A 1,688-nucleotide genomic window follows, 5' to 3' on the forward strand; every position below is an offset into this window, starting at 1 on the left:
CTGCCGCGCCGCAAGTTCGACGTGGTGATCGTCGGCGCGGGCGGCTCGGGCTTGCGCGCAGCGCTGCAACTGTCGCGTGCGGGCCTGTCGGTCGGCGTGCTGTCGAAGGTGTTCCCGACCCGTTCGCACACGGTGGCCGCACAGGGCGGCATCGGCGCGTCGCTCGGCAACATGAGCGAAGACAACTGGCACTTCCACTTCTACGACACGATCAAGGGTTCCGACTGGCTCGGCGACCAGGACGCGATCGAGTTCATGTGCCGCGAAGCACCGAACGTCGTGTACGAACTGGAACACTTCGGCATGCCGTTCGACCGTAACGCGGACGGCACGATCTACCAGCGTCCGTTCGGCGGCCACACCGCGAACTACGGCGAGAAGCCGGTCCAGCGCGCGTGCGCGGCCGCCGACCGTACCGGTCACGCGCTGCTGCACACGCTGTACCAGCAGAACGTCGAGGCGAAGACGCAGTTCTTCGTCGAATGGATGGCGCTCGACCTGATCCGCGACGCGGAAGGCGACGTGCTCGGCGTGACGGCCCTCGAGATGGAGACGGGCGACGTCTACATCATGGAAGGCAAGACGACGCTGTTCGCGACGGGCGGCGCAGGCCGGATCTTCGCGGCATCGACCAACGCGTTCATCAACACCGGCGACGGCCTCGGCATGGCCGCACGCTCGGGCATCGCGCTGCAGGACATGGAGTTCTGGCAGTTCCACCCGACCGGCGTGGCCGGCGCGGGCGTGCTGATCACCGAAGGCGTGCGCGGCGAAGGCGGCATCCTGCGCAACGCGAACGGCGAGCGCTTCATGGAACGCTACGCCCCGACGCTGAAGGATCTGGCGCCGCGTGACTTCGTGTCGCGTTCGATGGACCAGGAAATCAAGGAAGGCCGCGGCGTCGGTCCCAACAAGGACCACGTGCTGCTCGACCTGTCGCACATCGGCGCCGAGACGATCATGAAGCGTCTGCCGTCGATCCGCGAAATCGCGCTGAAGTTCGCGAACGTCGATGCGATCAAGGAACCGATCCCCGTCGTCCCGACGATCCACTACCAGATGGGCGGCATCCCGACCAACATCCATGGTCAGGTTGTCGGCACGTCGCGCGGCCACAAGGATCCGGTCAACGGCTTCTACGCAGTGGGCGAGTGCTCGTGCGTGTCCGTGCACGGCGCGAACCGCCTCGGCACGAACTCGCTGCTGGACCTCGTGGTGTTCGGCCGTGCGGCCGGCAACCACATCGTCGAGCACGTGAAGAACCAGAAGGAACACAAGCCGCTGCCGGCCGATGCAGGCGAATTCTCGCTGGCGCGTCTGAACAAGCTCGACAAGTCGGCCTCGGGCGAGTACACGCAGGACGTCGCCAACGACATCCGCGCGACGATGCAGAAGCACGCAGGCGTGTTCCGCACGTCGGCACTGCTGAAGGAAGGCGTTGATCAGATGGCCGGCCTGAAGGCGCGCGTGGAAAACATCCACCTGAAGGACAAGTCGAAGGTGTTCAACACCGCGCGCGTCGAAGCGCTCGAGCTGGAGAACCTGATCGAAGTCGCGCGCGCGACGATGGTGTCGGCGGAAGCGCGCAAGGAAAGCCGTGGCGCGCACGCACACAGCGATTACGAACACCGCGACGACGACAACTGGCTGCGCCACACGCTGTGGTACAGCGAAGGCGATCGCCTCGA

Annotated in this window: 1 protein-coding gene; it reads left to right on the forward strand. The window is 65.8% G+C overall.

All coding sequences use genetic code 11. From position 1 onward, the window contains the following. Positions 1–1,688: succinate dehydrogenase flavoprotein subunit (sdhA, locus tag BTE28158_RS32195; protein WP_174920289.1), on the forward strand; the 1,688-nt coding region annotated here is incomplete at both ends.

This window comes from Burkholderia diffusa (assembly GCF_902499115.1).
Taxonomy (GTDB): Bacteria; Pseudomonadota; Gammaproteobacteria; order Burkholderiales; family Burkholderiaceae; genus Burkholderia; species Burkholderia diffusa.